23 protein-coding genes are annotated in these 24,754 nt (G+C 27.2%); 3 read left to right on the forward strand and 20 right to left on the reverse strand.

Annotated features, from left to right (window positions below):
- Window positions 1-96 precede the first annotated feature (96 nt).
- From KQI86_RS16780 to KQI86_RS16810, 7 genes are all read right to left on the reverse strand, one after another.
- Window positions 97-309 carry a hypothetical protein gene (locus KQI86_RS16780; RefSeq protein ID WP_216440575.1) on the reverse strand — a complete coding sequence of 71 codons (213 nt, stop codon included), beginning with the start codon at window positions 307-309 and terminating at the stop codon, window positions 97-99.
- 71 nt (window positions 310-380) lie between these two features.
- The gene (locus KQI86_RS16785; RefSeq protein ID WP_246582865.1) at window positions 381-635 is read right to left on the reverse strand and encodes a hypothetical protein; all 255 of its coding nucleotides are present in this window, start codon (window positions 633-635) and stop codon (window positions 381-383) included.
- Between the two features lie 446 nt (window positions 636-1,081).
- Window positions 1,082-3,136 (reverse strand): hypothetical protein, encoded by a 2,055-nt coding sequence (locus KQI86_RS16790; RefSeq protein WP_216440576.1) that lies wholly within the window; start codon window positions 3,134-3,136, stop codon window positions 1,082-1,084.
- Between the two features lie 8 nt (window positions 3,137-3,144).
- Window positions 3,145-3,339, reverse strand: a complete 195-nt coding sequence (locus KQI86_RS16795; protein ID WP_216440577.1) for a hypothetical protein — start codon at window positions 3,337-3,339, stop codon at window positions 3,145-3,147.
- A gap of 79 nt (window positions 3,340-3,418) precedes the next feature.
- Entirely contained in the window at window positions 3,419-6,694 is a 3,276-nt protein-coding gene (locus KQI86_RS16800) for an RNA dependent RNA polymerase (RefSeq protein WP_216440578.1), read from the reverse strand.
- A 1,546-nt stretch (window positions 6,695-8,240) separates the two neighbouring features.
- Window positions 8,241-8,438, reverse strand: coding sequence for a hypothetical protein (locus tag KQI86_RS16805; protein ID WP_216440579.1), 198 nt, complete (start codon window positions 8,436-8,438; stop codon window positions 8,241-8,243).
- A 13-nt stretch (window positions 8,439-8,451) separates the two neighbouring features.
- Window positions 8,452-8,751, reverse strand: a complete 300-nt coding sequence (locus KQI86_RS16810; RefSeq protein ID WP_216440580.1) for a hypothetical protein — start codon at window positions 8,749-8,751, stop codon at window positions 8,452-8,454.
- 370 nt (window positions 8,752-9,121) lie between these two features.
- On the opposite strand from KQI86_RS16810, the gene KQI86_RS16815 reads away from it, so the two are divergent.
- Window positions 9,122-9,337: a helix-turn-helix domain-containing protein gene (locus tag KQI86_RS16815; protein ID WP_216440581.1), complete on the forward strand. Its 216-nt coding sequence runs from the start codon at window positions 9,122-9,124 to the stop codon at window positions 9,335-9,337.
- Window positions 9,338-9,376: 39 nt separating this feature from the next.
- Here KQI86_RS16815 and KQI86_RS16820 read toward each other — a convergent pair whose 3' ends face one another.
- The 12 genes from KQI86_RS16820 to KQI86_RS16870 form a co-directional block, all read right to left on the reverse strand.
- Window positions 9,377-10,969: a hypothetical protein gene (locus tag KQI86_RS16820; RefSeq protein ID WP_216440582.1), complete on the reverse strand. Its 1,593-nt coding sequence runs from the start codon at window positions 10,967-10,969 to the stop codon at window positions 9,377-9,379.
- 248 nt (window positions 10,970-11,217) lie between these two features.
- Window positions 11,218-11,538 carry a hypothetical protein gene (locus KQI86_RS16825; RefSeq protein WP_246582866.1) on the reverse strand — a complete coding sequence of 107 codons (321 nt, stop codon included), beginning with the start codon at window positions 11,536-11,538 and terminating at the stop codon, window positions 11,218-11,220.
- Window positions 11,539-11,892: 354 nt separating this feature from the next.
- Window positions 11,893-12,171, reverse strand: a complete 279-nt coding sequence (locus tag KQI86_RS16830; protein ID WP_216440858.1) for a hypothetical protein — start codon at window positions 12,169-12,171, stop codon at window positions 11,893-11,895.
- A gap of 1 nt (window position 12,172) precedes the next feature.
- Window positions 12,173-12,313, reverse strand: a complete 141-nt coding sequence (locus KQI86_RS16835; protein ID WP_216440583.1) for a hypothetical protein — start codon at window positions 12,311-12,313, stop codon at window positions 12,173-12,175.
- Window positions 12,314-12,401: 88 nt separating this feature from the next.
- Window positions 12,402-14,102, reverse strand: a complete 1,701-nt coding sequence (locus tag KQI86_RS16840; RefSeq protein ID WP_216440584.1) for a hypothetical protein — start codon at window positions 14,100-14,102, stop codon at window positions 12,402-12,404.
- Between the two features lie 585 nt (window positions 14,103-14,687).
- On the reverse strand, window positions 14,688-15,170 hold the full coding sequence (locus tag KQI86_RS16845) for a helix-turn-helix domain-containing protein (protein ID WP_216440585.1): 483 nt from the start codon (window positions 15,168-15,170) through the stop codon (window positions 14,688-14,690).
- A 2-nt stretch (window positions 15,171-15,172) separates the two neighbouring features.
- A complete protein-coding gene (locus KQI86_RS16850) occupies window positions 15,173-16,123 on the reverse strand; it encodes a tyrosine-type recombinase/integrase (protein ID WP_216440586.1) in 951 nt (316 codons plus the stop codon).
- Between the two features lie 116 nt (window positions 16,124-16,239).
- Entirely contained in the window at window positions 16,240-17,748 is a 1,509-nt protein-coding gene (locus KQI86_RS16855; protein WP_216440587.1) for a DUF1846 domain-containing protein, read from the reverse strand.
- Between the two features lie 185 nt (window positions 17,749-17,933).
- Complete coding sequence (locus KQI86_RS16860) at window positions 17,934-18,509, reverse strand: accessory gene regulator ArgB-like protein (protein ID WP_216440588.1); 576 nt, start codon at window positions 18,507-18,509, stop codon at window positions 17,934-17,936.
- A 36-nt stretch (window positions 18,510-18,545) separates the two neighbouring features.
- Window positions 18,546-19,817, reverse strand: coding sequence for a sensor histidine kinase (locus KQI86_RS20540; protein ID WP_216440589.1), 1,272 nt, complete (start codon window positions 19,815-19,817; stop codon window positions 18,546-18,548).
- 120 nt (window positions 19,818-19,937) lie between these two features.
- Window positions 19,938-20,069: a hypothetical protein gene (locus KQI86_RS20425; protein ID WP_281417309.1), complete on the reverse strand. Its 132-nt coding sequence runs from the start codon at window positions 20,067-20,069 to the stop codon at window positions 19,938-19,940.
- Between the two features lie 261 nt (window positions 20,070-20,330).
- Window positions 20,331-21,338, reverse strand: a complete 1,008-nt coding sequence (locus tag KQI86_RS16870; protein WP_246582867.1) for a M42 family metallopeptidase — start codon at window positions 21,336-21,338, stop codon at window positions 20,331-20,333.
- A 379-nt stretch (window positions 21,339-21,717) separates the two neighbouring features.
- Here KQI86_RS16870 and KQI86_RS16875 point away from each other — a divergent pair, with 379 nt between their 5' ends.
- The gene (locus KQI86_RS16875) at window positions 21,718-22,395 is read left to right on the forward strand and encodes a GntR family transcriptional regulator (RefSeq protein ID WP_216440590.1); all 678 of its coding nucleotides are present in this window, start codon (window positions 21,718-21,720) and stop codon (window positions 22,393-22,395) included.
- A 68-nt stretch (window positions 22,396-22,463) separates the two neighbouring features.
- On the opposite strand, the gene KQI86_RS16880 is transcribed toward KQI86_RS16875, so the two are convergent.
- Window positions 22,464-23,714, reverse strand: coding sequence for a dicarboxylate/amino acid:cation symporter (locus KQI86_RS16880; protein ID WP_216440591.1), 1,251 nt, complete (start codon window positions 23,712-23,714; stop codon window positions 22,464-22,466).
- Between the two features lie 143 nt (window positions 23,715-23,857).
- Between KQI86_RS16880 and KQI86_RS16885 the strand changes: the two genes are divergently transcribed.
- Window positions 23,858-24,721, forward strand: coding sequence for an AraC family transcriptional regulator (locus tag KQI86_RS16885; RefSeq protein ID WP_216440592.1), 864 nt, complete (start codon window positions 23,858-23,860; stop codon window positions 24,719-24,721).
- Window positions 24,722-24,754 lie beyond the last annotated feature (33 nt).

Here is a 24,754-nt window from a genome sequence, read left to right on the forward strand (position 1 = left end):
AATATTTATTCGACAGGAGTTTCAATTTTCCTTCTAAAATTATCTATTTATGTAAAATAATAAGAGAACCCAAAGTGGATGCCTTTAAATAAGCTATTATATTAGTTCAATTTCTATAGATTTTAAATCATTTAGCTTTATTGTTCTTTCCTTATCCTTATCATAAGTAATTGTGACTTCTTTCCCTAAATTAAGTTGATCATTTATTAATTTTTCTTTACAAAACTCTGATAAATTATTCACTACCCTACTATCTAAAGTATTTTGAATTATCTTTTCTCCATTTTTTAAATGTAAAACAATACCCATTTCCATTCCCCCTAAACATTTAATATATTTCTCTTTACGTCCAATATTCCACAAAATAATGTAAAATCCTTCTAATTTATTTCCCTACTTCTCTCCTTTTTAATCGCATAAGCTATTTGCTTGAAGCTAGAATTATATTTTTTAAGAAAATCATCTTCATCATATCTTTTTAACAAATCCCTAACTGTATTAGTAACTAAATATACAAATGCATACATCTCTTGCTCATTCCTAATTATTTTATCTATTCTTTCCTCAAAAACTCCGTATGTATGCAAATATGCTATCTTACCTCTATTAACTACTTTAATTTCTTTATATTCCATAATACTTTTCCTCCTCGGTGCTTTTAGGATTAAGCATAACCTTAATTTTTAGAGTTATATACTCCAATTAACTTTCTTTAAAACTAAAAGCTGATTGCAATATATAAATGCATCTCCTTTTTAATGTCACTTCTCTAAACACATCTCTCCTTTAATTGATTTCATATATAAGGTTACTACAGCACGATCTACTCAGTATTAAATTAAAAATAAAAAAAGCCTTAGATTATTTCTCTAAAGCTTTATCATCCTTGTAACATAACTTTTCCAAGATTATATTGGGATAGGGGAAAGGAATGTTTCGTACCTCAACATTCTTTACATTTCCCCTCCCAAACCCAACCCCATTGTATGTTATATTTATTTTTATATAGTTTTTATAATATAATTATTTTTTACCCCCCTATTTTCTATATATATATTATAGTAATTCGGGGGGTAAGAATTTAAGAGACTTTTTTATAGATACCTCTTTTAATCATATATTTACTTAATAAACCTTTTAAATCGTTGTTATTTTCTTTGGATTTATCAAATTGCCTTTGACTTATACCTATTTCATTTAACATATCTTTTGTTTTTATTTTCTCACCATTCCATGTATTATTTATCCAATTTATAATTTTTTGTGGATTAGTTTCCTTTCCATCCTTTGTTCTTCTATCTATAATTTCACTTTCTATAAATTCAATGGGTTTCTCCTCTTGGATAATCTCTATACCAAATCTACGTTCAACCCTAGTTATCATATCATAATACATGTTAAAAACATAAATATGTACTGGTGTAGTTGTATTATTAAAATCTCTTATTTTAGTTCTGAAGATTTCTTGTTCAAAGTCAACTAATAGACTTAAAATCAGATATTTTTGTAAGCTATCAGATTTAAAACTACCTCTTTCCAATTTAAGCTTATCTAACATTTTCTCTTTTTTCTTTAGATTTTGCATTTGTTCAAAAAATTCTTTAACATCTTCTTCAAGCATAAGACTTAAATATCTTGCTATATATTCAATTTCTCTCATCCTATTAAAGCCTAAATGAATCATTGTAGTACATTCATTCCAATTATTTTTTCCTTTTGTCATTCCAAAACTTGGAATATTCCCTTCATACTTGACTAAATTTAATTCGTTTCCTAATTGCTTATCTAATATATCTTTTATAGATTTATAGGTTACTAAAAATATATCCTCTCTATTACCAAAACTACCTTTCAAGTAATTTGCACAAGTTATTAATTTTTTACATCCATCCTTTGTAATAGCCCATTTAGCCATGTTTATCGGTATATTATGTATAAATAAATTATCAAATTTTCTTTCATCGTTTATATTTATAAATTGATATCTATTATAATTAAAATAACTCATATCATAGTAACTTGTAGCATCAAATATTATTGTCTTAACTTCGCTTTCTATTTTCTTAAGCCCTAAAGTTTTAAAATATCTTTTATTTTTGCCCTTTTGATCTATATTATTAGAATATAATCCACCTTCATCAACTAATAATTTCTTTAAATAATTTATCTTATTATTTGTATATTCACTTAAATAAGTATTGCACAATTGAAAGAATTTAATATCATTTTTAGTTAATGTAGAGCCTTTTTCAGGGTAATAAATATCAAGCTGTCTTTCACACATACTATTAGATAACTTAATTATCATTGAATTTATTTCATTTATTTCCATTCTTAAATAACTCTTGTTTATATTGTCTTTTTCAATATCTTTGATTTTTATATTTTCAATAGAGTCAATAATACTTGCCATAAAATTATTGTCAATATCTACTATGTCAAATATTTCAGGCTTTTCATCTATTATTTTTACAGCTCTTTTATACTCTTTTTTATCATTTTCATTATTCCACGTTTCATACTTTTCTATCTTTTCATTTAGAATAGAAAGCCTCTGAGAAGACAGTAATAATATAGGACAATTTTTTTGTTCTTTTCTTTGCTTATAAATATTTAAATAATATTCTTCTTCTGTTTCGTATGGTAATCTTTCAGTATATTTTAATAAATATGCTTTGTGACCTTTTTTATTTTCAATTGTACCATCTATAAATATTTTAAATTCTTCTAATTTGGTAATTTTATCAGTTATAATTATAGCTCCCTCATTATGATGTGTACTAAATTCAGTTATTAAATTGTCAGCCAGTGTTTTCATAGCACATTTAATTAAAACTGATTTACCAAAACCACATTTTGCTGGAACTAGATTTACTTTTTTGTTTATTATTTCGCCAAAAATTAATTTAGAAATTTTATAAGCAAAGTCTTTTTGTTGATTATTAATGTCTATACCATACTCTTTCATGGTTTTCTTAAATAATTTTATTGTCTTATTAACTAACATTTCAGTCTTATTATTAAGTTTCACTATATTTTCAATATTTAAAGCGTCTTGTGATGTATCAAAGCTATATATTGAATTTAAGTTTTTAATTAAATCATTAACTTTCAAACCATCCCATCCTTTCATCATTCCGTTTTTTATTTTTTAGGAGTAATTTCTTCTAGATCTTTCAATAACTGTTCATTCTTCTCAAAAATAAAAATCATATATTTCCTATCTCTTCTATCTCTATCTACTTGTACAATTTTATGTCCTCTATCTAGTAGTAAATTAGCATCATTGTAGTTTCTTATAATTTTAATACTTTCATTATTTAATATCATTTTCATCATCCTTCCTATTTAATATGGTTAGGTATTTTACCTTTCCACATGTAGCCTGTAGGGATGTAATCCCATACAGGCGTATACTTTAACATATAATACTTGCACTAATGTAAGTTGTCTTGATTTCAATATCTTTTAGAGATACTTCTAATTCTGTTTTATCTGATAATAAATCTGCTAATAAATCATAAGTGCATTTTTTCATTCCCTTAACTTTATTGTTATAGATCATTTCATTGTCAATATAAAACTTGTCTTCATTTTTACTAACAATAAAGTTGTTATCCATATCTATTGGTCTAAACTTAATTAATATAATTTCTCCTATTGTAATTTCATTTTGTTTATTTTCTATAGCTTGCATATCCTGTTCTTTCCTAACTGTTTTTATTTTTTTATAATTTTTAAACATCCAATTGTATTCACCATCTAAATCTTCTTTATAGGCATAGATATCATTAAAATAAGTATCTAATAAACTTTGCACTACATTAAAACAACAATCTATAATAAATTTCGTTCTTATTGCACTGTTTTTATTTCTAGACATATGTAACAAAGCTGTAGCCATTGTATCTATGTCATATTTTTCTGTTAAAACTATTATAGATCGGCTTATTTGTAGATTATTTTTCTTTAACTCCTCATTTCTTTTACTTATATTATCTTTCCATGTACTTCTAATTCTTTCGGCATTATTGCTCCAACTATTAAAAATTGCTTTAACTAAATTCGTAACTTCTGTGGTATGCTCTGTTACTTTAGCGTTATTTAGTATAGTATGTACACAACCAACTCTATCGCTCTTTGCATATTTTTTAATGTCTTCATTTTTTTCATACCACTCTTGCATCAATGTTTTAGCAATTTTTTTTGCATGTAGATTTAAAACTGAATGTGTATTACTATATCTTTTTTCTCTTCCATTCCTATCTTTTCTATCATCATATCTTGTTGTATACTTTCTAAAAATTGGATTCTCTTTTTCAGTAATTTCTTTCATTAGATCTCTTATTATGCTTTTATCTACTTCTTTTAGAGTTTTTGGCATATCTATTGCAAGCATTTGCAATTGCAGTGATAAATAAGATTGCTTTTTATATTTATAAAATTGTTTAGTTAATATTTCTTTTATTTTACATTCCTCTAAGTTTTCAATCGGAATTAATTCATTCTTGTTAATCTTTTCTTCCAACGCTTGTTTAAAATACTCCTTTTTAATTCTATCTACTTCCCAATTTTTTTTTGAATACTCTCTGTTAAGATTATCTAATTCCCATTCCTGTTCATATACTTCTTCCTGGTTTAAAGTATATTTAAAATTCTTTAGAGTATCCTTTATATTATCTATTCTTCCACCTATTCCCTGAAGCTCTTTAATCTCTGTTACGTTTTCTTCAAACTGTTCTTGTTTAGATTCAAAGAATATATCTCGTAACTCTTTATATCCGTAGCTTTTATTGTTCATCGGAAAATAATATCCAATTTCCGTAGCTAAAGTACATATTTTCATACCTATATTCGCAATACTCCCGATTGCATTTCCAGACGCTTTTAATACACAATAGTATTCATTTTCTTTTGTATAAGGCATTTCTATAGCTTTTTTATTATCTTCTGTATTTAAGAAATTATATCCGTCCTCTGCTGATACCACCGAATTATATATAATCTCATTCTCTATTACAAAATTTGTATCAGTATCAAAGTCTTCGCCAGAATTAAGCATCGCTCTGTTGTCCTTTTGATTAAAAAATATAATTTCACTTGTTAAATCTCCGCAATACTTTTCTAATAGTTCATTTTTAGCTATAGTAAATTTGTGTATTTCAGAAAAACTATTGAGTGGGTTTCGACTCATAACTCTCTCACCTATTTCATTAGGTATATAAAACTCATTTTCTTTAAGTCCGTTATCACTAAATTTTCTGGTCATAATCCAGTCCATAAAGGTTATAGGGCAAGTGGAAGCAACTTTGTAATTACCTTTTACATAAAATTTACCTTCAGCCAATTCTCTAATTTTCTTATTTATCATGTTAATAATTGTTTTTCTAATAGGTGGTATTGTGAGTGCATCTTCTGTAGATTGTAATAGATAATGGGCTTTATCAAGAGCATTTAGTTCCAAGGACTCCTCTGATACTATGTCTCCTAATAATAGATTTACATAGTTAATATCCATACTTAGTACCTTTTTATACATGTCAAATGTCGCTTGACTTAATTCTTCTAATTCTTTAGGAGTTAGTGCCAAATTGGAGATAAGTTGATAATTTGTTCGAGAATATTCTTTAGGCTGCTTTTTATTAAATTTAGTAACATATAAATTAGTTAAAACGTATCTATGTTCATCATATTTTTCTTTTTGAAGTTCTTTGTATAACTCTTCTTCAGAATCCCACCATTTAGCCCATTTAGCCATATTCGTATTTATAATAATATCTGCGTTAGATATATTAACCATATTTCCCCAAAAGTCCAGCGTATAAAATCCATCTTTTCTTTTCTCAAAAACATTTTTTATATCTTCTTTATACATTTCTTTAAAATAAGAATTAAAATCAACTTTAACTAATAATCCTTTTACAGCTAACCCTTTATCTAACCTAATACCAGCCCAATCTATATGATAATCAACTCCTAAATTCTTCTGGATTATTTCAGCCATTTTAAAGCTCATTAATCCACATCCATCTTGGAATTCAAATTCTTTTTTCTGTTCTTCTATATATTCTAATTTGCTGTAATCTTTATCTTTAAAATAACAATAATCTGAAACATATGTATAAGTAGTGCTTGGCAATATAACTATATTGGGACTATATTTAATTTCATAGCTACTAGAGGTGTTTAAGGATAATCTAGCTATAACATCTTTATTTAAAGCCATTTTTTCTTCATTTACACGCTTTACTGTTAATTTTCCTAGTGATGTTATGTCTTCAAATATCTCTATAAATTTTTTATCTTCTTCTGCTATAAATAGATATTCACATTTAAAATCTTCCTCATAATAGTCATCTTCCCCCTCTTTTTTCATCATGGATGGGGAGGATACTAATGGTATGAATTTTTTACCCATAAATGTTATACCATTATTCAACATTCCTAACGCTTTGTTATTTTCTTTATCATCTGGCAAAGAAATTTTAATAATATTATTTAAATGTATATTCCCTCTTTTAATACCTTTGAAAATCAAATATTTTCTTATTAAATTGTTTTCTGATAATGTTATTTCCCTCTCAAATAACTCATCTTCCGTAAATTCTTTTTTCTCTAAATCACCACTTGGAATCGAATAAATTTTATACATGTTTGCTTTTATCATAAATTCATCATCCTTTCTTCTAATCATTCTTAATCGAGTAAACACGATCTTCACATGTAGCCTATTGCGCCGTAGGTGCGGTAGGCGTTTACTTTAATTTACTCAGTTAACCTAATTTTATATATAATAATCCCCACTATGGGGACGCCCATTTAAGGCAGTACCTTTATTTAATTCCGTCATCTTGACCGATTAGAGATTTTAGGTCAATATTAATCTTAAAAGTAGTTATACTCTCTTTAAAAGAGGTCACAGAGAGTGACCACAATTTTAAAATATTAATATCTTCAATACTTCTCTTTATACTGTCCTTTTAGGGGACACTAATGATTCTTTTCTTTGCTCTCGATACTATCGATACCCATTTTTAAGAAACGATTAGACATTAATGTTATCGGTGTGACCGACAGCTTTGACAGTTTGTTGTCAAAATCTAGTAAAATCAATGATCGTGTTGCTATCATCTTCACGTTTAAAATGTTCAAGTGCCTTTCTTTTTTTTGAGAAACCTTGTGATATCAATGGTTATAGTCTTAACGTTCGCAACGTTAGCTGAGCGTCAAATTTAACGTTTAGGTGACTTTCTCAGCGACACGTTTGACAAAACTGTCAAGCGAGAAATTCCCAAGGGTGGGAATAAAAATCCAATAGTGACAACATGTCACAGTTACATATTAAAATCTGCTATACTAAAGTGGTAGAACGAAATCTTGTACTTTTGAATTTTCTTAAAGGAATTTCAAAATTCTCCTTGATATTTAGTGGTTTTTACATTCTGTTCTTTTAGAACATTACGTTTAATTTTTTAATTGTTCAAGATGAACAGTTAGAATTACCTAACTAACCTTCGGAAACAAATTGCCGAAAGTGGCAACTACGTTACTAAGTGTCCTTCAGTAAGTAAAAATATTTTACCTACTAACTCAATCGATTTAAACGACCCAGTTTAGTAAGTTGTGATTTACAACCTACTAACTCAATCACAAGGAGTGATCCAATTTACTTTGAGACTCCTACTAACTCGGTTTCAGATGGAAACCACAATTTCAAGGAATCGCAGATCTAAGACACCTATTAGTTTTTAAACCATGTCAAATTCGGCACAGTCAGAATTAGCAATTAGTGTGGTAAATTTATATTTACTGTACTAATTTTCATTGACTTTCAAGGCTTTAAGTGGTAAAATCTATGTAAATGAAAATTATTAAGCAAATGAATAAATAGTTTAAAAAAGGCAATACTAAGATATGTAGAGATAGCTACCAACTACCTCCACATGCAACTATTTAATTTTAGGGTCAACAAATAGACATAATTAGCCCTATTATTTCATTGTATCATTTTAAATATTATTCATCAATTTTCAAACAACGTCATATTTTACCAAATAATCCGATTACGGTTAATTATCTTTACATTTCTTTTAAAAGGTAATTATTTGTAGTCTTTTTGTGATTTTTGAGTATTTGGTTTTGAAACGAATAACTCTTTCCCCACTTGTGAGGAAAATCATCTTTCGCCAACTTGTTGTCGAAGCGTTGATATTATTATTTTGCCTGCCGTCGTTCCGACACTAGCATCCGCATAGCTTATCAAATTCTTTTTTATCTACTTTACTTTTAATTAAAATAGGAACTTCTCCATTCATGTACACTTCAAAAACATGAGGATATTTTGGATCTTCTCCTTGTTTTGTATCCCAATCACAAATTTCTGCTATTTTATTCTCTAATTTATTCCTTTTGACTTCTAGTACATTACTCTTATACATATTGTAGCCCCCTTTATGCAGCATATATCATCACCTCTATGTTACCCATGCTTATGTATGCCTGTCCAACTAAAACATCTACTTCTATGTTATCTATAATATCTTTGCTAAAAACTATAGGAGATCTTTCAGTATATTCGTCTTCAAATATGATTTCAGATTCTGTTTCTGTAATAAAACAGTTATTTATAAAGTCTATATTTTGGATGCCTGCAACGTAGTCTATTACTATTGCCTTCCCTCGTAAGTCTGTAAAGAAGTCCTTTACCTCGTTTTCTATTCCTTTAACTAATGTAGTTAAATTTTTATTCATCTTAAATTCCTCCATCTTTTTATTTTTGTTTTATTTAACTCTTCTCCTTAATGCAATTATGTTTAATTAGATACAGTTAAAATCTAATTACGAATAAACCGTATTTAAAATTTACTTATTGCAGTTTTAAACTTGTTAAGGTTACTAAATGTTAATTCTACATTTAAAGCTTCTGCTATTAATATAAATTCTTTTAATATTTTCACATCCACTTCTTACACCTCACTTTATTTACTATAGTTTTATATTACACTATACTTTTTATATTGTCAACACTATAATTATTATTTTTATAATGACTATTTATAGTCACATACACTATATTTTTTATATTATATGTGTTATAATATTTATAGTAGGAGGTGATAAATTGATTAAGGTTAAATTAAATGATATATTGGAATCTAAAGAAAGAAATTTAAATTGGCTAGCTAAAAAGTGTAATATAAGTTATAGCACGCTTTATAATTTTGCTAACAATAACACTACTGCTGTAAGTTATAATGTAATAGAAGCAGTCTGTGACGTGCTAGAAGTGGATATATCGGATATTTTACAGATAATAAAACAAGAAGAAAAAAGGTAGAGGAATAAAATCCTACTACCTTCTTTAATATATAAAAATTTAATAATATTCCTCGAACTCAATACCTAAGATTCTAAACACTTTCTTTTTACAATTATCTTTCCATATCCATTCTGACTCATTATGATGTTCACCTTTTTGTACTTCTATCGCTTTTAGAATATATCCTTCCATATCACATATAAAAAAATCTACTTCACAACCCTTTAAATATTTATATTCTTTTTCGCTTAACAATTGTTTAATACATTCCAGGTTAATTAATTTATTCATTTCATAATTAGGTAACACAAACCGACCATCATTCGTGTTTCTAGATATAATATTTCTAGTAATTTCTGCTCTAGATTTAAATATACTCTTGATAATTTTATTTTTAATTAATAATTCATTAGAACTATTAATTATTTCTTTCTTTGTATAATAAGTATTCATTACAAAATCTTCAATGAAATAATTATTATTCAATTCAATATTTAAATATCTATGACAACATATTATATTTTCATAATCAATATATATATCTCCTATTTTAAAAGAAATTTCACCTTTATATATCTTATAAAAATCGTCAAAAGATGCTCTTTCTAAATAATCATATAACTCATTTAAAAATTTAATTTTATCATTAATATCTAATTTATTATTATTATTTATCCTAAACGATAGAAATTTATTAATTATTATTTCATTTAAAATAGCGCTAATTTGATTTTCATTTAATTTGCTTTTTGTATGATATATAACTCCATGTTCCAAAAATTCTTGTAAGGCAATATTTCTCCTCGAATACTTAGAATCCCTAATTTTAATCTGTTTAATTATCTTTACAACTTCATTTATTGTCTTAGGATTAAATGATAATATTTCGTCTTCATCTTTAGTTAATATACTTGAATATGCCTTAAAGTCATCTTTCATTCTCTGTATGCTCGGAGTAGTGCTATCTTCTAATTTAAAATATTCATCTATAAATCTACATTTTATTTCATCTACTAAATTTTTTAAATTAAATTTTATAGCATGATATAATCTTTCTTTAATATCCATGCAATTTTTACAACAACATTTTAATAAAATACCATAATTATAATCATAACTATCCCTTTCTTCTTTATGACTACAGGTTAAACATTCATATTTGGTACAATCTAGCTCATAATTATAAATATATATAATTCCATCTCCATCACATTTAGGACACTTTATCCTATACTTAACTGGTATTATATACTCTTCTTTCCCTTTTTTTAGTCCTAATAATCTTTTTAGATTTTGAATATTAGCTTTTTCACTACTATTTTCATTTTTATATTTCCAATATATATAACTAACAATTTTATTTTTTATATTATCATCTAGGTATTGAAAATTAGGATTAATTTCTTTAGTTGGTGTAGAATTTAAAATAGGGATTACTTGAATTATTTCCTCAATTATTTCCTTGCTATCAATAAATAATTCACTTTTAATAGTTTTTATATTTTCTTCTACAATATTATTGAAATATTCTTTATCATAACTATATTTAAAATTATATTTTAAAATATTCAAATTATCAACTTCTGTATTTATATTGTCAAAATCTCTATAACTTTTCAACTCTTTTGAACTAATGCTTAAAATATCCATTTCTCAATACTCCCATATAATATATAATGTTACTATATATGATTTCCAAGTTTTATCTATTTAAACAATAAAAAAATGTAGACACTATATACACTAAATTGATTCGTATATAAGTCTACATTATTACCATTCAGAATATTTATTTTTAACAAACGGATAATTATAAATCTTAATACTACTATCTATATGGATATAGATTTTATCTGCCTTTAATTCATTTTCACAGATATACTTAACCAAGCTATATCCTATTGGTAATAAGTTAGCTTTTTTATCTTCTCTTGACCAATATCATTAAAAAACATTTCTTGTTCTTCTGGTGGCATTTTAGCCCATATTTTATATGCTGTAGTTGCTTTTAAAGTACCATTTTCAACTAATGACTGTAGTTCTGGTATTAGGTCGTTGAGTTTTTTATAGTTTTGTAATTGCCTTTGGTCTATTCCTATCTGTTCTGCTAAGTCAGATTGAGTTTTATTAGCTTCGGAAATAATTTCCGAACCATTAAATTGATTATTTCCCTGTTTTATTCCATAAATTCTTTCCAATTCTTTAATACATTTAGCCATTTTCATAGGATTTACATTGCCTATTTAAACAATAAAAAATGTAGACTTATATACTAAATCAATCAGTATATAAGTCTACATTTTTATTTTTACTTTTAGTACAATGTTATTTTATCATTTACATAAAGGTCAATAAATGGCTTATATTTTTATATCAAAGGTCAATAAACGGCTTGCATATTAATATGATTTCAGGTTTTGTTTTGTTTAAACAGTTAAAAACAAGCCAATCATTGACCTTTTATAAATACATAAGCTTTTTGTTGACCACTGATTCTATAGTAAGCCATTTATTGACCTTCAGCAGTGTTATCTAGTAATTTTATTAAGGGTATACATTCAGCGTGTACCCTTTTACTCATCTTCCATATCCTCAATCCAATCAGCCCACATCTTCTGAGATTCCTCTAATGTTTTAAATTTTCTTTTTCCATCTTTAAATTCTTTTATTTCTTTGAGGCTTTTTTCTATGGATTCAACAGGAGTACAGTCTATCAAAACCTTCTTTTCCACTGATAATACTTCTTCGCTCCAATTCATGGGAACAACATCTTTTAAAGACTCTTCTGTTGAAATTATAGTAGATTTCTTATTTTGTAAAATACCTAGGCTAAGTGGCTTAATTTTATTCATATCAGCACCTCGGCACGTCTTTTTCATACCATTCTACATCATCAGAATTGTTTTTATCTAACTTTATCATTCTGTCTTTACCTGTATTCAGAGGTAACTTATTGCTAAGTCTATCTAATAAATTCTTTTCACTCTCACTCATCTTCTGCCCCCTCTTTATGTTTATTATGCATACACTATATAATTAATTTATAGATAATTTTAATATTCTACAATATAGAAAAACAATATTAGTGCTTCTTATCTATCTTTGTTTCATCCATATCTTTAATACTAATTATGTTTTTTATAATATAAGTAATAGTTTTAGTAGCATTTATAGAAAACCTTTTTATACTTTCAATATATAAAAATATAATACTAATAAGCACAATTATAATTAGTAAAATCCATATATGAATGGAGTATTGATTTAACTGAAGATCTTTTAGCAATCCAAATTTAGATTCAACTATACTTAACATATCATTGATAGGATTTAATCCAAATACTATCGGAACTAACATTGCTATAAATGCCATAAAAGAATTATATTTATTACTTAAATTTGATTGTTTTAAATTAATAATCTCTTCATATGAAGCTAACCTTTTTTCCAATAATTCTTTTGGCAAAAAATCTATAAGTTTTGAATTTAAATATTCTTGCAACCTTTTTACAGATCCATATCCGCCGTATGAAATAAAGAAAGAAAGATCAGTTATTTCTATTATCTTAGCCTTTCGTTCTCTTATTTTCTTTAACGGTTCATTTATATCCAGTTCTCTAATTATAAATTCTGTATAATAACTTTTTTGTATAATGACATTTTCTAAAGATGCAGATATATATGTCATTGCAGCTTTATATAATTGTTCTGTAGTCATTTTTATTTTATCATTTTTATTTATAGGTATGTCAAAAACATCGGAGCTAAATAACAAGGCTGTTCTACCTGTGCTTGAACAAAAAATTCTAAGGTATTTATTAGCGTTAAAACCCTCTTCTTCCCAAAAATCCTTATATATATTATTTTCCTGATCATTAAAATATCCAAAAGGATGATTGAGAATCCAAAATGTTTTCTTCTTTAAATTTCCATTAGCAGCATTGAAGTTAGGAGGTATATCATCATAGTCTATTAATGTATAATTTTTAAAAAATGTAAGTTGTGAGTCTAATTTTTTTAATTCTTTAAGTATATATGTATCATATGCTAAAATAGCTTCATTGAAATTTTTATAATTTTTATTAATATAATTATAACTACTATTATTATCTTCTATATATTCTGGAATATATATCTTATCAAATAATATAATTCTTTCCTCTGGTGAATTAATTAAATGAAAGAATTCATAACCATCTATAGGTATACTATATTGTATTATGATTGTCCCACAACTATAGAATATTATTTTCACATTAACTATTTTAAATGTATTATTATATTTTATATAAATAGGTTGGCATAAATGTGTTTCCGTAAACAATCTAATTGGCTTTCCTAAATAAATAGTGTTATGTTCCATTACATTACACATATTCATTAAATTATCATATAAAAAGTTTTTATAATTACTCGAAATTTGTATTTGCAAATTTTTATCTTTTTCATATATATTAATTAAAATATCTTGAAGCTCTATTTTGTCTTGATTTTCTTTTGTTGCAGCTATTTCTTTATCAGATATTCTTATATTTTCAAAATTTTTTATATCATTTTCAATCCTTCTAGAAATCTCATTAACTCCATTATCAATCTCTCTTTCGAAGTCTTTTTTTAGAAAGTATATTACATTTTTGTCCTCAACTTCATAGTCAGATATTACACAACGCATTTTCTTAACTTTTTCAATATATTTTGAGCTATCGTCAGATTCACATATTTTATATGCTCTATAAATATCTAGATATCCACTATTTACTTTACCCATATTTAATTCACTCATGCTCAATATACTACACCTCCATCTATATAAATTATAGTATAATTCAAAAAAGAAACCTATATAGAAATCCCCATATAGATGCAAAATTAATCACATTTTATTGCTTTTAATATTTATTATCAATATATATCTATTTTTGAATTAAGAGTTAACTTTAATTTTATATGATATTTTAAATTCCTCTATTTTATAGCGACTATTAAATTATATTATATTAAAAGAAGTATATATATTTCCGGCACATCCTTGTCATATCACTTTTAGATAAGTTTGTCGCATCCGTATAGCATGAATGTCGTCTCACTTTGTAAAATTGGATACAAATGGAAATGAATTGTATTCTTTTATAAATGTTTTAGTAGTTCGCATCTAAAAAATACTTCCTGAAAACATAAAACACTTATAATAAAATACAAATATTAATTAATAATAATTTTCTTATTAAATTTTTATACGCCAAATACACTTACTCTGTTTATATTTTTAAAAAAGTTTGATATAATAGTAAGTGTAAAAGTTTGTGATATTAAGTTGTTTGCACTTGTTCAGAATGCCCGTTCTGCAAGTGCTTTTTCCCTTTTTTGCTTAGGTTAGTCCTAAAAGCTTATTTGCTAGATTAGTATAATAATCTGTTCCCCTACCAGTATAATCCCACGTTCCTTTTTGTAGCTCGTTACCTCTGTTCTTATTTATGTACTTGTTGCATTTATCTTTGATATTAGTAGCTACTTCTTTTGATTCTGCATATTGCTTTTTAAACTGCTCCAAATCATCATCAATAAGTAAATGGTATCTGTTGCTCATCATTCTCCCCATACGTTCTACTGCTACTATTCCAGCCTCTATAAGCTCTTTTAAGTAACGTTGAATGCTTCTAATAGATTTACCCATCTCTATAGCCAAAAGTGCCTGTGAAGGATTACAAAGCTTTGTTGAACTATTCTTATGCCCCTTTAATATTAACAAAAGTTTTATAGCTTGAGGTGATAGATTAACTTGTAGTATTTTTCTTAAAAATAGGTCTTTTATGTATGGCTTTACGTGTTCATACCACTTTTTCTTAGTCATTTCTATCTACCTCCTCCATCTTTTTTAATTGCTTTTCTAGGCTTTTCTAAGTCCTCTAGTATACTTACTTTATCTGCTAATTTCTTAACCTCTTTCTTGCTAGAAACATAATATTCGCTTAAAGTTTTTAACTGTGTATGCCCTGTGATTCTAGCTAATCTAATAATATCTATATTATTATTTACACTATGCGTTATAAAAGTTCTCCTGAATTTATGTAGTCCTGTTTGTTCAAGTCCTTTTCTTTTTGCATATCTATAATATCCAGTTTGTAAAACGCTCCTTTTTAATGGCTCTCCAAATACATTACAAAATAAAGTGTCCTCTTCAGTTAAATATTGTCTTTTTTGTAGCCATTCCTGCATTAGTGGACTTAAAGATTTAGAGATTGGTGTTATTCTAGGCTTATTTGTTTTTGTATGCCTTGTATATATAATTCCCTCTTTTATATCTACATCTTTTACTTGCAAACTTATTAGTTCGCTAACTCTTAACGCAGTGCTACAAAATGTAGCTATTATTACCCTCATTTGCATCTGCATAAATGTTTCTTTTGGGTTTGGTGTTAATAATCTTACAATTTCTTCTTTGCTATAAACTTCTTTTTTACATTGTTCTGCTTTTAGTCTTTGTATCTTAAACCCTTTATTGTAACTTCTGCTTTTAGCAAAGTTATTAATAAAAACATTTATATGTATTAGATTAGTATTAATAGATGTATTTCTATTCGTAGGAGATAGATACTTTACTAGTTTATCAATATCTTTACTATTAACTTTACTAATTTCTTTATCTCCTATAACTTTAATAAATCTATTAATTATTTCCTTATAAGTATAAATAGTATATTTACTTTTATTTTCCAACTTCATCTTTTCTGCGAACTCTTCCAATGCTGTACTAATTTTTTTAGTATTATCCATTACTTTTGTAGACATCCATTTTCTAGACATATAAAAAATACCCCCAATATTTTGATTTAAATATTGAAGGTATCATATATACTTTTTAAAATTATCATGTTTACATATATTCTGAGTATCTCTTGTAGCCATTGATTTATCTAGGTTTAATTATTATAGTAAAGGCTAGCTGAAGGATATTCAGAATCACATGTTATATCTATGCCAAGTTTTCCAAAAGTCTGTTCATCATTTCTAGTTAAAATCGTAGTTGAATGAGCTTGACATCCCTTTAGCATTACTAACTTTTCCATAGCCACTTGTGCCATTGGATTTGTAGCAGCACAAATACTTAGCGCAATCAGCACTTCTTCACAACTTAATGCTGTACTTTTACTGCCTAATGTCTTCAACTTTAGATTTATGATTGGTTCAAGTATAACTGGAGAAATAAGATGAATTTCATCAGATATATTGGCAAAATATTTAACTGCATTTAAAACTACAGCAGCCGTTGCATCCATTATATTTGAGCTTTTTCCAGTAAGTATTGTACCATTATGAAGTTCTATCGCTACAGCTGAACAAACTTCATTTTTATTAGATATTTCCTTTAATTTAGCTGAGCGCTCTCTTGCAGGTATAACAACTTTTCTATCTTCTGCTTTTAGATTAAGTTCTTCCATAATAAGTTTTGCTCTCTGGAAAGTTTCCTTATCTACATATCCTTTTTTATACTCACAACTTGTTTTAAAATATCTTCTTATTATCTCTTGTTTGGATGCTTCTTTAATAACCTCATCGTCAATTATACCAAAACCTACTCTGTTAACCCCCATATCTGTTGGAGATTCATAAACAGATTTCTCTCCTGTTATTTTCTCTATAATTCTTTTAAGTACAGGAAACATTTCAATATCACGGTTATAATTTACAGCCATTTCATTGTAAACTTCAAGATGAAATGGATCAATCATATTCACGTCTTGAAGATCTACCGTTGCAGCTTCATAGGCTATATTTAGAGGGTGCTTTAAAGGAACATTCCATACAGGGAAAGTTTCAAACTTTGAATACCCTGCTACTCTACCTTGCTTGTATTCATGATAAAGCTGGCTAAGGCAAGTTGCTAACTTTCCACTTCCTGGTCCTGGTGCTGTCACCACAACAATAGGTTTTGTTGTTTCAATATATGGATTTTTACCGTAACCCTCATCACTTACAATTGTATCTACATCTGTAGGATATCCTTTAGTTGCCTTATGTTTATATACTTTTATCCCTCTACGTTCAAGCTTATTTATAAAAACAGTTGTGGCCGGCTGTCCCTCATATCTAGTAATTACCACACTATTTACTTCAAGATTATAACCTCTTAAATCATCAATGAGCCTTAAAACATCCATGTCATAGGTGATTCCAAAATCCCCTCGTATTTTATTTCTTTCTATATCACCTGCATATACACAGATAATTATCTCAACTTTTTCTTTTAATTTGTATAATAATTTAATTTTCGCGTTTTCATCAAATCCTGGTAAAACTCTTTTTGCATGAAGATCAAATAGAAGTTTCCCACCAAATTCTAAGTACAACTTGTCATAATCATTGACTCTTTCTAAAATGTATTTCGATTGTTCTTCTAAATATTTTTCATGATCAAATCCTATCTTCATTTTTACTCCTCACTATATGAATTATTAACCATTTTATCATTTTCATATTTTTATAAATACTAATCATAAATATAGTTTTACAACTTTCTATTATTACATAGTTTTAATTTAAAGTAAATAATATTACATTTATTTTAAACTATAATGTAGAATTATAAAAAACCATATAAATAGGTGACAAACGCTTATGAGTCTGTCACCTGCCATTTAATATTCCTTTTATTAAACATCAATAATGTTTGAAAAACCACAGTCCATAGTATTGTATTGGAAATTACACTATTTTTATAGAAAACTATAGAAATTAAAATAAATACTAGAGTACTGACGATTCCCACCACTCTATTTCTTTTAATAAGCTCAGGTTTTGTCAAGGGCATACTTGGATTAATTACTGGTGCCTGATGTAAAATGCAATAAAAAGATACTGCACTTAAAATTACTTTAGATATAAAATCAATATTTAAATTAACACTTAAGTAAATAATGCTGCCAATAATTATTAAAGTAGCAGTAAAACATTTTATCTGAGTATCCTCATGATAACCACCGATATATGGCTTAGTCATAACCATAGTTCCCATGGCAATAATAGCCTCAATATGGTACCCCATTAAGCTAAATATAATTATTATACCAGCAATTTTCAGGGTCTCAAAAACGATTATCCTTAATGCATATTCTATTTGTTCTTCTTCATCTTTAGTGTATTTATTTACTCTGGAGATATATCCAGCAATTAGTTTAATTACTTTCCTCAAATATAATACCCCCACATCACTTAAAAACCTAAGATTCTAAGAATCTTTATATGGAATTTCAATCTTAAACTGTGTCCATTGGTTATTACTTTCAACTGAAATTTTCCCATTGCATTGACTAATAATATTACTTACAATATTAAGACCATACCCTCTATCACCGCTTGAATTCTCCTTTGTACTAAATCCTGATTCAAAAATTTTATTTCTAATTTCTTTTGGTATCTCTGGCCCATTATTAATTATATTAATAATAACTCCATCGTAACCGTTATAGCTTTTAAACTTAATTATTGGATTCTTAACATCTTTTAGCGCATCTCTGGAATTATTAACAATATTAGATAACACTTTTATTAGCTCACCATCTGTAATGTTTAAATTTTCATAGTCCGCACTATCGAAAACAATTACATCAATATTTGCTGCAACAGCAGAATGTAGTATCGAAGCAACTATTGGGGTTGCTTGGACACTTATATTTATCGTCGTATTTAAAGATTGATATCTTTCAACAATATTTTTTAATAATTCTCCAATCCTATCTATTTTTCCAAGTTGGTAAAGCCCATAAAGACTGCTTATTTCACTTCCATAATCATGCTTTAGCTTTTTCAGTTCAGTAATTTTTTCATTTAACGCAGAATTTAGCATTTCTACCTCTTGTAATTTATCATTAATTTTTGCAAAATATATTATAGCAAAAATAAAAGCCATTAAACTTATAAGATATAAGCTATACTTAAATATATCTCCTATATCTTCTATTTGCCAATGTATGCGCATAGTATCTGTTAGAATTAAGGTATAGTTTAAAAGTAAAACAAAAATTAAGGATGGTCTTAGACTTTTTAAACCCATAATAGCATTAAAAAAATACTTTCTGAATTTATATACTAAAATATATACCAGCCAAGTCGGTATATAAATGAACATAAGTGTTTGCAATTCAATTGATATATTAAAATTCAATTTAACTATTAAATTTTGATAAAATGTAATTATAAAATATGATGTCAATATAAATATTGAATAAAGTATCCCAAACCCAAGAAAAGTATCTAAAATAGATCCTCTGTAAAACAAAATAATAATTGACAAGGTGCTAATTATCATCATCAAATTTGCATATGGAGTATCAATATTACTATGAGTAAATATCATAGATATTATAAAAATAATTCCCATTAAAATACCAAGTTTAAGTTTTGAAATTTTATTGTCTTTAGATACTATATTATTGCATGTAAATACAAATAAAAATGATTGGCAACCTGTGGTTAGCATATCACATATATTTAATAGCACTAAAATCTGTCCCTTCTATATATTTAGATAAAAATAAATAAAGAAAAACAGTTCATCTTTTGTGTTTTAAACTTTTATCTTTTGTGTTTTTTAGTTTATTTCTTATAATAAGTTGTAAGTTTAACGAGTTTTAGTCATGGATTCAGGCATTTCTTCTACTCCTACGCTAACAAAAGATGCAGGTGCCACCACAACCATTAATGCTGCTATACTTAAAAAAACCTTTCCCATTAATTTACAAATTTTTTTCATAATAAACCCCTCCATTTTTTATGTAATTTGGTATAATTTAATTATATAATAATTATGGCATATTTGGAACACACTTCTATAAATAACATACAAACAATTAGTATATTTTCATAAAATCTTTTAATTTTAGTCTATTATTTTGGATTATGATATTTTTTGACAGTTTTATCTTAGAAAACATCTATTTTTTATAACAAAAAATACCATACTAGATTTTCTCTAATATGGTCTCGAATTTTAAAATATGGTTTCTTTTGTTTACTAATATTCAAAATTGAAATCTCTGTCTATATATTTAGTTAGCAATTCAATGGAAGCATCAACATCCTTCATATTAACTATTGCGTTTGGTCCATGTGGATACCTTGTTACAACAGATATACCTGCTGCTTTTACTCCAAAATTAGATCTATTAATAGAGCTTGCATCGGTTCCTCCAACATAAATTACATCCATTTGATATTTTATATTATATTCCTCACAACATTTTACCATTTCCTCTACAAGATATTCATCACATATTACTGAGGTATCTGATACCTTTATTGCTGTCCCCTCTCCAACCTTATTGCTTCCCTCCAAATCACAAGGATAGTCATGAGCTGGTGTAATATCAACAGCTATTCCTAAATCTGGTTTTATTCTTTCTGCAGCCACTATAGCTCCTCTGCATCCAACCTCTTCTTGTACTGTAAATACAAAATAAGTATCATTATAAGGATCATCTATCTTCTTTAATGCCTCAATGAGAATATAGCAACCTATTCTATTATCTAATGCTTTTGCAGTAATATTATTATCTTTAAGTTCCGCATATTCTCCAATATAGGAAGCTACATCTCCCACCTTTATATACTTTAAAGCCTCTTCTTTTGATTTAACTCCAATATCTACATATAACTTTGTAAAATCATTCTTTAAATCCTCCACTTTTACTGTGCTTGAAACAATACCTATGGTTTCGTTTCTGAATTTAACTCTACTCATATATGTTGTTGGAATCCAAAGAAAGCCTAAGGATTTTACCTTAATCATTCCATTATCTTCAATTTTAGTTACTTGAATACCTATTTCATCCATATGAGCTGCTAGCATTATATTCTTTTTATTTGCTCCTGAGCCTTTTTTATATACAATTAAATTCCCTAAAGCATCAGTTAAAATGTCATCTGCATAATCTACGATATCATTTTTTATAATATCTCTTACTTCTCTTTCATATCCACTTACTCCAAATGCCTGTGTTATTTCTTTTAGAATCACATCCATTACCCCTCTCTTTTAATAATTATGTTTGTTTATTAATTTCTCTTTTCCAATCCAGTGTACTTTATTCATCAATGGATGACGAAGCCTTATAGCACCTTCTATAGGCATTCCGTAACGCGGCAGCCACAATACCAATATTCACCAGGATGCATTACTATCACTTCTATTAAAGCATAAAGGTTTTGAGTTTGTTTTTCTCTTCTAATTTTCACTATTTATCCTGTAATCTAATACTAACACAGGGCTTTGTATTAGACAATATGCATTTTGCAAAATGCAAAATGCAAAATATTATCATTGTATTTTAATATAAGGACAATTATAATAAAATAAATGAAGCTAATTATAAAATATTATTAACATTTGAAGAGGTAAAATAATGAGAAATTTGGTTAAAATTACTTTAGCAGAGCAAATTTATACAATTTTAAGAGAAGATATTATCAATCAAAATATTAAATGTGGTGAAAAGCTAACTTTAAAGATTCTACAAGAAAAATTCAATACAAGTTCAACTCCAATTAGAGAAGCTTTAAATAGATTAAGCCAGGAAGGACTAATTGAACACGTAACAAATATTGGGGCGAAAGTAATTGATATTAAAGAGAAAGATATTGAAGAGATTTATGATTTCTGCTTATATTTAGATTTAGCTGCATTAAATTTAGCTTTAAAGAGCAAAAAAATAGATGATATTATATGTGAACTTAATAATTGCATTGAATTACAAGAAAAATCATTAGAATTAGGAAATCTAGAAGACTTTAGACTTCACTCAGATAATTTTCATGATATTTTCTTTAAATATGCTGATAACTCAAGATTATATAACGCTTCAAAAAATATAAGAAGTCAATTTAGTATATTAACAACTATATATCAAAATTTTACAGTTGCACAATCACTGGTTCTTCTAGAACATAAAAATATTACATCATCTATTGTAAATAGAGACTTTGATAAAACAATTTCCCTTATGAAGAGTCATTTTGAACATGCCAAAAGTTATTTATTAGATAATATTAGGAATATAGAACATAAAGATATGCCTTTATAAATCAAAGGCATATCTTTTCTTTACATACTAATAATTTAACAAACTACATCTACTTAATAGTTTTAAGTTCAACTAATCTTTAGCCACTCCTTTCCATCAACAAACTTTGAAACTAACATCGAAGAAACAATATTTCCTGTTGAATTTAATACAGTAGCTGGTGCATCTATAATCGTACTAATAACAGCGATTATGGGAAGTGCTTCAGGTGGAAATCCATAAACACTTATTATTAGCATTTCTCCTATCATTCCGCCACCTGGTATTGCTCCCATAACCGCACCTACTAGAAAGCTTACTAAAAGTATTGATAAAATTACTGGAATATTGTTAATTTCTTTACCAAACAAGCCAAATAAAAATACTATTTTTAGCACTCCACCAATAACAGAGCCATCCTTATGTGTGTTAGCCCCTAGAGGAATTGCGGTTTCTGCTATATCTTTTGGTACACCTATTTTCTTAGCAGCTTCGAGATTAACTGGAATTGATGCAGCACTGGAACAAGTAGCTAAAGCTGTTACTGTTGGTGCGATTGCATTTCTCCAAAATCCTCTAAAACCTAATTCCCCAGCGGATATATATGCATATATACTAAAAAATATAAAATAATATATTGCTGTCAAACCTAAGTATAAAAGAAAAACCTTTAAGTATCCTTGTAATATTTGTGTCCCTAATTGCCCTATTACAGAAGCAAAATAGCATCCTAATCCAATTGGAGCATAATACATAATTATTTCTACCATCTTCATCATTGCAACTGTAGCTGAATTTAAAATTTTTTTTATAATTATTGCCTTTTCCCCAGCTAATGCTGTTGATATTCCAAATATCACAGAGAAAACAATTATTTGAAGCATATTATTTTTTGAAAATAATTCCGAAAAATCCCCTACCGTAATTGTTCCTACTAACTGCTTTGATAGTGATATCTTTTCAACTTTCTCTCCAATTCCCACTCCCCCTTGAGATAAAATAGCTTTAATAGATTCCCACTCTAAACCTGTAGTTGGATTAAAAATCATTGCACCTATAATTCCTAATATGCCAGCTATCAATGCAGTAGCTACAAAAACCGTTGCAATATTTATCATTATTTTTCCCAATCTATTTATACCACTCATGTTAGCTATAGCTGATGCTACACTGAAAAACACTAATGGTACTATTATAGTAAACATCAAGTTTAAAAATATTTCTCCAAAAGGTTCCAGCACTATAGCCTTTGGTCCTAAAATAACCCCTATCACTCCTCCTAGTACTATTGATAAAAGTAGCATCAAAGACATTTTATAGCTCTTAAAAAAATTTTTCATATATAATCAACTCCCTATGTATGAGTTATTCTTATTAACTATTATATTCGCTACATTTGCTATTTTTATTGTATTCAATGCTCAGTTTATTGCATAAAGTGCTATAATATAATAGATTATTAGTTGATAACTGAGGTGTCTATATGGATGATAAGGTTTCTATAGAAAAAACAAAACGAGGCTATCTTAAGGAAGATTTTCTCTTTTTTAATCTAAAAGATCAGAGAAAAAATGAAATTGAATTTCATTACCATGATTTTAATAAGATAATTATTTTCATATCAGGAGAAGTGACATACATGATTGAAGGGAAATCTTATAAACTGAAGCCTTGGGATGTATTATTGGTTGGCAAAAACGATCTTCATCTACCAATAATAAGCTCCACTATGCCTTATGAAAGAATGATATTGTGGCTAAATCCATTATTTTTAGAAAAGCATAATAGGGATAATTCCGATCTTCTAAGTTGTTTTCAGTTAGCATCTGAAAGAAAGCTTAACCTTATTAGACTGAGCAGCAAAGATATAAATTTATTAAAGAAAAACCTAGCTGATCTTGAAGAAGCAATGAAGGATACTGATTTTGGAAGCACCATATTAAGAAATACTTTATTTCTTCAATTCATGATAAAAATAAATAGATTATTTCTTGGAATTGATATCAGTAAAAACATTAATGATATTAAATGTAATCCTGTAATAGAAACTATTTTAAGTTTTATAAACTCAAACCTAGACAAGGATTTATCTATAGATATTCTTGCAGAAAAAGTTTATCTAAATAAGTATTATTTGATGCATTTATTTAAAAAAGAGACCGGCTACACTTTATATAACTACATACAAAAAAAGAGGCTCTTAAAAGCCTCAGATATTATAATAAGTGGTATGTCTTTAGGAGAGGTTTGCACTCTTTGCGGCTTTGGAGATTACTCTAGTTTTGTACGAGCCTTTAAAAAGGAATTTCAACTATCACCTAAGCAGTATTATAAATCCAATGTATAGCTAAAATATCCTTTCATATATGTACCAATTGAG

This window comes from Clostridium mobile (assembly GCF_018918285.1).
Taxonomy (GTDB): domain Bacteria; phylum Bacillota; class Clostridia; order Clostridiales; family Clostridiaceae; genus Clostridium_AW; species Clostridium_AW mobile.